9 protein-coding genes are annotated in these 7673 nt (G+C 70.4%); 4 read left to right on the forward strand and 5 right to left on the reverse strand.

Translation table 11 applies throughout. From position 1 onward, the window contains the following. Positions 1-142: 142 nt before the first annotated feature. The 3 genes from otnK to ACIP37_RS37625 all read left to right on the forward strand — a co-directional run bounded on the left by otnK (position 143) and on the right by ACIP37_RS37625 (position 2905). The gene (gene otnK, locus ACIP37_RS37615; RefSeq protein ID WP_400845398.1) at positions 143-1414 is read left to right on the forward strand and encodes a 3-oxo-tetronate kinase; all 1272 of its coding nucleotides are present in this window, start codon (positions 143-145) and stop codon (positions 1412-1414) included. Beyond that, complete coding sequence (otnC, locus tag ACIP37_RS37620) at positions 1411-2085, forward strand: 3-oxo-tetronate 4-phosphate decarboxylase (protein WP_363633335.1); 675 nt, start codon at positions 1411-1413, stop codon at positions 2083-2085. Before otnK ends, otnC begins: the two co-directional genes overlap by 4 nt. Positions 2086-2164: 79 nt before the next feature. After that, the gene (locus ACIP37_RS37625) at positions 2165-2905 is read left to right on the forward strand and encodes a substrate-binding domain-containing protein (RefSeq protein ID WP_400845402.1); all 741 of its coding nucleotides are present in this window, start codon (positions 2165-2167) and stop codon (positions 2903-2905) included. A 35-nt stretch (positions 2906-2940) separates the two neighbouring features. Here ACIP37_RS37625 and ACIP37_RS37630 read toward each other — a convergent pair whose 3' ends face one another. The 4 genes from ACIP37_RS37630 to ACIP37_RS37645 form a co-directional block, all read right to left on the reverse strand. Further along, entirely contained in the window at positions 2941-3579 is a 639-nt protein-coding gene (locus tag ACIP37_RS37630; protein ID WP_363589270.1) for a GntR family transcriptional regulator, read from the reverse strand. A 102-nt stretch (positions 3580-3681) separates the two neighbouring features. Further along, the gene (locus tag ACIP37_RS37635) at positions 3682-3933 is read right to left on the reverse strand and encodes a hypothetical protein (RefSeq protein ID WP_400845406.1); all 252 of its coding nucleotides are present in this window, start codon (positions 3931-3933) and stop codon (positions 3682-3684) included. Between the two features lie 27 nt (positions 3934-3960). Beyond that, positions 3961-4371, reverse strand: a complete 411-nt coding sequence (locus ACIP37_RS37640) for a DUF2637 domain-containing protein (protein ID WP_363589274.1) — start codon at positions 4369-4371, stop codon at positions 3961-3963. A 321-nt stretch (positions 4372-4692) separates the two neighbouring features. Then, positions 4693-4932: a hypothetical protein gene (locus ACIP37_RS37645; protein ID WP_363633339.1), complete on the reverse strand. Its 240-nt coding sequence runs from the start codon at positions 4930-4932 to the stop codon at positions 4693-4695. A gap of 727 nt (positions 4933-5659) precedes the next feature. Between ACIP37_RS37645 and ACIP37_RS37650 the strand changes: the two genes are divergently transcribed. After that, positions 5660-6919 carry an IS21 family transposase gene (locus ACIP37_RS37650; protein WP_400812485.1) on the forward strand — a complete coding sequence of 420 codons (1260 nt, stop codon included), beginning with the start codon at positions 5660-5662 and terminating at the stop codon, positions 6917-6919. A gap of 549 nt (positions 6920-7468) precedes the next feature. Here ACIP37_RS37650 and ACIP37_RS37655 read toward each other — a convergent pair. Beyond that, on the reverse strand, positions 7469-7673 hold a 205-nt coding region (locus ACIP37_RS37655), incomplete at its 5' end, for a hypothetical protein (protein ID WP_400812487.1).

The raw sequence follows: 7673 nt of genomic DNA on the forward strand, positions 1-7673 counted from the left end.
GTCCGATATCCGCTCACTCGCAGGCGCCTTGACCTGCCCCACCCTCGCCACACCACAACCAACGAGACACCGACCACAAAGTCACCGGCATTGGGCCTAGGGCCTCTCCTCCCACGACCGAGCCAGACGGAAAGGAAACACCATGATCGGTGTGATCGCCGACGACGTCACCGGTGGCACCGACGTCGCAGCCGCGCTACGACGTCAGGGCCTGCGCACCCTGCTCTGCTTCGGCACCCCCGACGAACTCCCGGCGCAGCAGCCCGTCGACGCCGCCGTCATCTCGCTGAAGACCCGAACCGCCCCGGTGGCAACGGCAGTTGAGCAGAGTCAGGCCGCCGCGCTGAGGCTGTCCCGAGCCGGAGCCAACCGGCTCTACTTCAAGTACTGCTCCACTTTCGACTCCACCGCCCAGGGCAACATCGGCCCGGTGCTGGACGCACTCGGCCAGGCGACCGGCGGCGACCCGGTCGTCACCACACCGAGCTCGCCCGAGCACGGCCGCACCCAGTACCAGGGGTACCTGTTCGTCGACGGCACGCTGCTGGCCGAGTCCCCGATGCGGCACCACCCCCTGACACCCATGCGGGACTCCTTCCTCCCCAGGCTGCTCGATGCCCAGTCGGCCCACCCCGGCTGTGCTGTGCTGGACCACACCGTCGTCTCCGGCGGCGCCGACCGGATCCGCTCCACCATCCGTCAACACGCCGGGCACACCCGCTACCTCCTCGCGGACGCGCTGACCGACGACGACCTGTACGCGATCGCCCAGGCCTGCGAGGACCTGCCGCTGGTCGCCGGCGCCGCGGGGTTGGCCGGCGCGCTCGCCAGAGTGCACGCCGAGCGCTCCGCCTCCGCACCCGGCGACCGGGCAGGTCGGCCCGTGCGACCGGACGGTCCCGCGGTCGCCCTGGCCGGAAGCTGTTCCAGGCGCACCCTGGAGCAGATCGATGCCATGCGCGCGGCGGGCCGCCCCGTCCACCGCCTCGACCCGCTGACCGACCGGGAACCGGCCTCCCTCGCCGACCGGGCACTCGCCTGGTACGACGATCTCGGCAGCCGGGCGACCGAAGCGGGGCCGCTGATCCACTCCTCGATGCCGCCGCACGCACTGCGGGACGTTCAGCACGCCCTCGGCCTGGAGCGGTCCGCGTCGATCCTGGAGGCCGCACTCGGTCGCATCGCCCGGGGACTGGCCGAACGCGGGGTGACCCGACTCGTCATCGCCGGAGGAGAGACGTCCGGCGCGGTCGTCAGCGCGCTCGGCGTCGACGGAGGCCAGGTCGGCGCCGAGGCGGCGCGCGGGGTCCCGTGGATCCACACCGCCGCCGGTCTGGACATCCTGCTCAAGTCCGGGAACTTCGGCGAGCGGGACCTGCTGCTCACCGCCACCGCCGCAGGGGGTGCCCGATGACCTCGCGCTCCCCGGACCGCCGCAGGGGGCGCCGCGCGACCGGGCCCTCTCGGACCGCGGCAGGCGAGGAACTGGTCCGCACGGCACGCTCATTGTTCTCCCGCGGCCTCACCCACGGCAGTACCGGCAACCTGTCCGTCCGCACCCCGGAAGGGATTCTGGTGACCCCCACCGGCTCCAGTCTGGGCACGGTCACCGTCGACCAGCTGTCCCTGGCCGACGAGTACGGGCGGCACGTCGACGGACCCCCGCCCTCCAAGGAGGCCTTCCTGCACGCGGCAGTGCTCCGCGCCCGGCCCGACGCCCAGGCCGTCGTCCACACCCACTCCACGCACGCGGCCGCGGTCTCCTGCCTCACCGGCCTCGACCCCGAGGACGCGTTGCCGCCGCTGACCGCGTACTTCGCGATGCGCATCGGACAGCTGCCGGTCCTGCCGTACCACGCCCCGGGCGATCGCGGCCTGGAGGAGGTGGTGGAGGAGACCGCCGGGCGCAGGCACGCCATGCTGCTGAGCAATCACGGCCCCGTCGTCGCGGGCGCAGCCCTGGCCACGGCGATGGACGCGCTGGAGGAACTGGAGGAGACGGCCCGGCTCTTCCTCCTGCTGCGCGGCCTGCCGACGCGGCCGCTGACCGGGGCCGAACGCGCCGCGCTCACCGCGTCCGCGTAGTCCCGACGCCGAGCCCCGCACCCCCGCCGCGGCACCGATCGAACCGGTGCCCGGCCGAGAAGGAAAGAGTGAAGACATCGTGTCCGACAGCAACAGTGCCGACACCACCGCCCGGCACTCCCTCACCCTGTTCAGCGCCCTGGCCGTCCGCAAGGCGCTGGACGAGGTCGTCCTGCCCGCCTTCACCCGGGACAGCGGGGTGAGCGTCATTCCCGTGTTCGACCCCACGGTCCAGCTCGTCCGCCAGATCGACGCGGGCACACCCTTCGACGTGATGATCGGTGTCACCGACTCCTTCTTCCCGCTCGCCGAACGGGGTCTGGTCGACCTCGACACGCGTACCGCGATAGCCCGTACGGGAGTGGGACTCGCCGTACCGCCCGGCACCGCGCACCCGGACATCAGCACCCGCGACGCCCTCGTCACGACCCTGTGCGCCGCTCGCAGCGTCGCCTACTCGCGGACCGGGGCGAGCGGCCTGTACTTCGCCGGGCTGCTGCGTGACCTGGGCATCGCCGACGAGATCAATGCCAGGGCGACCGTCATCGAGAAGGGCTTCATCGCCGAGGCCGTCGTCGACGGCCGCGCCGACATCGCCATCCAGCAGTTGAGCGAACTCCTCTTCGTGCCCCGGGCCGACATCGTCGGCCCGCTCCCCGAAGAGGTGCAGCACTACAGCCAGTTCTCGGCGATCGTCAGCACCCGCACCGCCCGCTCGGCCGGAGCCGCCGCGGCCCGCTCGCTGCTCGCCCACCTGCGCGGGCCGCTCGCCGCCGAGGCCTACACGCGCACCCTGCTCGACCCGGTCACCACGTACTGATCCGGTAACCGGGTCGGTGTTCTCCGGCCCGGTACTCAGTGCTCGCCGGGGGCAGCCGTCTGGATCCGGTCCTTCGCGCTCGCGAGGTGGCGTCGCATCAGTTCGGCCGCCCCTTCCGCATCCCGGCGTCGCAGGGCCTCATAGACCATCCGGTGTTCTCCGGCCGCGTGGGCGGCACTCGTCTGCCCGCGCTTGCTGAACAGCCGGAAACGCTGCACATGCCCGCCGAGCGCGAGCAGCGCCTGTTCGAGGAAGGGGTTGCCGCTCTGCGCGGCGATCAGCCGGTGGAAGGTGTCGTCGGCCGTCCAGTAGTGCTGGAACCCCTCGGTACGGGTGTCCGCGCTGGACGCCGAGTGGTCCAGGTCGTCGACGGCGGCGCGCAGGGTGTCCAGGAACTCCGGCGTGGTCCGCAGTCCGGCCTCCAGGGTGAGCGCGGGTTCGAGCACCAGCCGTGCCTCGAACAGCTTCCCGATCTCCCGCTCGCTCAGCGCGTCGGCGACCCGGTACCCCTTGAGGGCCTCGCGCCGGACCAGACCGGTGTGCTCAAGCCGTGCCAGCGCCTCGCGTAGGGGCGTCTGACTGACGTCGAGCTCACGCGAGAGCGCGCCGATGTTCAACGGCGAACCCGCGACCCGTTCGCCGGCGATGAACTGATCGAGCAGCACCCGGTACATGCGATCGGCAATGGGCTCACGCGTGGAACCAGACCTGGTCGACACAATCCTCCTCGCGGGAATCAGACAGGATGAGGCACGGTGATGTGCAAAGGACACAGATCATATACCGGTATCCCTCCCGGCCGACGGCCTGATCGGCTCGTCCTGGTCGAAGTGCAGGCCCAGCTCGGCGTCCGAGGCGTCGTTCGGGTCCTCCTGGAGCCGGCGCAGCGGGTAGACCTCCTGCGAGGTCTCGCCCTTCGCCACCAGCGCGTCGAGCGACTCCACGGACGGCGTCTCGACCGAGCAGGAGCCGTACCGCTCGAAACCCGCGCGGATGACGTCGAGCCAATGCTGCTCGACGAGCCGCACTTCAGGAAGCCGCTCGGGTCTTGGCTGTCATCGCCGCACCCGTCTTGAGGGGCCCGCCTTGTGAGAGGTGGGGCGTTGCGGTCGTTTTCCGGAGAGGAGTTGACGCACCAACTGGTGCAGCGAAACCACCCCGGTGATCGGTGGCAGGCCTGCGACGATCACATCGGGGATGGTCGGTGAGGCGTCGGCCACGCACAGGCCGGCCGCCGTGGCGGAGAAGGCGACCACCACGACCCACGAGTGCACGGGCCGACGTCCGTCCAGCGCGGCGTGCAGTACCGACAGGCAGCCCACCAGCCACGGCCCGTAGATGACCAGCGGCCACAGGTGAGGAAGTCCGCTCGGCGCTCGATTGAGCGCCAGGTTGCGCAGCGGGTCGTAGGCGAGTAACCAGCCCAGCACGCACACCGCGATGACGGTCATGGTGCTGAGTGCCACGAACAGCGAGCCGAGGACCTGTGACCAGGTGGCCTCAGCGGGGGGCGTGCGCCGTCGGTGTCGGGAGATCGGGCGTCTGGGGTCGGCGCCGGACAGGCCTGGATCGCTGACGGGAGCGCGGGGGTGCGGGACGAAGGGACTCTCCGGGTCCCAGGTGCCCAAGGCTTCGATGGTCGGGTACGTGGGCGAGTCCTCCGGTTCGAACTGGGTGGCGCCACCCTGCGGGGGGAGGAAAGCGGCTCTCGGGTCATACACGGCGCCCTCCATGTCCTTGCCGTCTCCGCCGGGCGACGGTTGCCCGTCCGGCGCGCATCTCGGTCGTCATGCGCCGGTCGGGACCGGCTCCGCGCCACAGCGTCTGGCGAAGTCCTCCTCGAGCTGACGGAGCGTCCGCAGGAAGTCGGCCAGGTAGCTGGAGCAGTGCTGCAGGACGACCCGTTCGCCGTTGCATGACAAGTAGCCGATCCGTACGTCACCCGCCGGGTTCCGCCGATCCGGGACGAAGAACCACTCGCCGAGCCTGGTTGCCGGCTCCTTCGGCAGACGGTGCGGCAGAGTCATTGGTTGGCACATTGAACTCATGCCCCATCAACGAAATGGCTGCCGGGATGCGTATCCGGCATCCGGGCGTCGTTCCATATTCAGCATTCCGGCGCTCTCCGAAAATACCCGGACTGGTTCAGGCCCGGCTGCGTTCCGGGGCCCGCCCGGGCTGTCGCAAATTCCTGTGTTGGTGCAGACGGGCCCCTGGGGGATGTCCAGGCGGTCGAGCGGGCGCGTGAAGGGCCAGTGGGAGGTGTGCCGGCACCAGTGGTGAAGGCGGTGTCGTGGTCGGAGTGGACCCGGTTCTCGATGTTCGACTGGAGCTTTGCCGCGTTCGTGACGGCCTGACCCGCGCCCTTGGTACCGCCGCTACCTGCGGACTCACATGACCGGCCCTTTACTTTCGGCGCCGGAAAATGGATTTCCGGTGAATCCTGATTTCCACCTGCCTCCCGGGTGGCAAATGGTCGGTTCAGTGAGCCGTTGCCCGCCGGCCGATTACCGTGGAATATGGGCGTCGTCCCATATGAGTTTCCGGTGCGGCTCGTCAAACCTCCCCGGAGATGCGGGCCGTGGCGTAATTCATCTCGATGGCGGCGCTCCCTGAAATTCCCCAGGGCGCACGCCCGGCGCTCGATCCTCCCTCTATTCGTTCGGAGTGGTCGTGTAGCATTTGCGGCCGTACGGGGATCGCTCAAATTCGGGCCCCGCCTGCGAGTGAAGTCCAGGTTGTGAGGAGCAGCGGATGCTCACCAAGGAGGAATACGAGAATGTGCGGGACCTGCACCTGCAGGGATGGTCCATCTCGGCCATCGCCCGGCACCTGGGGCATGACCGCAAGACGGTAAGGCTCTACCTCCGCGGGGAGCGGACCGTGGGGATCCGCAGCTCGGCCCAGGACCAGCTCTCCGCTTTCCTCCCGTACTGCCGGCAGCGACTCGCGGACGATCCGCACCTGCCGGCATCCACGCTGTTCGACGAGGTCTCGGCGCTGGGCTATCCGGGTGGATATTCGACCTTCACCCGGGCCGTACGCAAGCACCGGGTCCGGCCGGCCTGCGAGTTCTGCGGCTCAGCCGGGTTCGGTGACGGCGGTGTTGCCCCGCGTCCGGCGGACGAGAAGGTCCGGTTCGAGTGGCTGGAGCTTCCCGGGCCACCGGCGGAGTGGGACGGCAGGAGCCCGGCCCGTCTGCTACTGGGCTCGGTCGCCCGGCCGGATCGTTGGCGCGCCGTGATCGTCGAAGGCGGAGAACTCCCGCAGCTCGTCGAGGGGATCGACCAAGTGCTGCGGCGGCTGGACGGTACCACCGGATGCTGGCGGTTCCGCCGGTCGCCGACCGTGTGGTGCGTGGACACCGGTCGGGTGACGCCGGCCTTCGCGCGGGTGGCCAAGTACTACGGCGTGACGGTCAAGGTCTGCCGGTCCGACCGGGTCAGTGCCATGGACGCGGCCCATCGCGCCACCGTCCAGAACTGGTGGCTCACCGTTCCGGACGGTCGCTCCCTCTGGAGTGCCCAGGAGAGCCTCGACCGGTACGCGTCCGCCCTGGACGGCCGCGGCCGCACGGTCGGCGACCCGGACCAGTCGGCTCCGGCGACGGCTCTGCTGGACCTGCCGGGCACCCCGTACCCGCTCCAGAGCTGCGTCGACCGCACTGTCATGCCGCAGGGCTTGGTGCCCTATCGCGGGAACTTCTACGCGGTCTCGGCCGATCTGGCCGGCGCGGAAGTGCACGTCCGGCGACGCCTCGGGGAATCGTTCCTGTCGATCACCGCCGCGAGCGGAGCGGTCATCGCCTGCTACGCACTGGCGCCGCAGGGTGCTGGGCTGAGGCTGGTCGACCGCGACAGGGCCATCGTGTTGGAACGCCCGGTCCGCCCGCCCCGTGTCGAGGCCCCGCCCTGCCCGCGTGGCAAGGACCACCTCCCGCTCTCCCCGGCGGCTCGGGCCGAGGCCGAGGCCCTGTACAGGAATGGCTTGGCGCCAAGGCCCCAAAGGTCCTGACAAAGCCAGGTCGACCACGCCCCGGAAGCCCGCCCCGGTACCGATCGGCAGCTGCAGGACCAGCGGCACGGCGCGGAAGCGGTCCACGACCTGGTCGACGCTGCGGTGGAAGTCGGTCTCGCCGTGGTCGAGTTCATCCGGCCGGGAGTGGATCTCGTTCCCTATCAGCAGGTGGTCGAAGGAGGACCGCGGGACAGATGCCCGCCGGTTGGCGTTGCACCTGCACCCCCGCTGCCTCGCCCGGCCGCGTGACCGTGCCGGAAGTGACCTCCTCGGACCGCAAGCCGGTCTGGCCGGCTCCGGGAGGCGAGCCTCCCGGGCGGCGCCCCGGATCGAGAAGCGGCGGCCGGGCGCTACCCGGCTTGCCCTGGAACCGCGCGGGATCGTCAGGATTCCGGCGTACGACACCTGCGCAGCGGCGAGAGCGCCGTCGTCCCACTGGCGGCGCTTCCGTGTTCGGTCGTGCGGCAGAGCCGGTGACGGTGGAGGTCTGGCCGGGGTCGTGCTCCGCATCCGGACGTGTCGGAGGTGCCGTGGTCGGGAGCGGGGTCATCTTCTGTGCCTGGCGGCCCAGATGATGGCGGCGGCGAGGATGAGCGCCGCACGGGTGTGGTTCGGGCCGGCTGCCGTTCGGTTGCGGCCTGGCCCATCCGTCGGGGTGGTGATGCTCAGGGTGAGGTCGTTGTCGGCGAGGTTGCGCAGGATGTTGCGGCTCTGCTGGAGGGTGCCGGGGGCGGCGATGATGAGTTCGAGG

It is taken from the genome of Kitasatospora sp. NPDC088861 (assembly GCF_044750105.1).
GTDB lineage: Bacteria > Actinomycetota > Actinomycetes > Streptomycetales > Streptomycetaceae > Kitasatospora.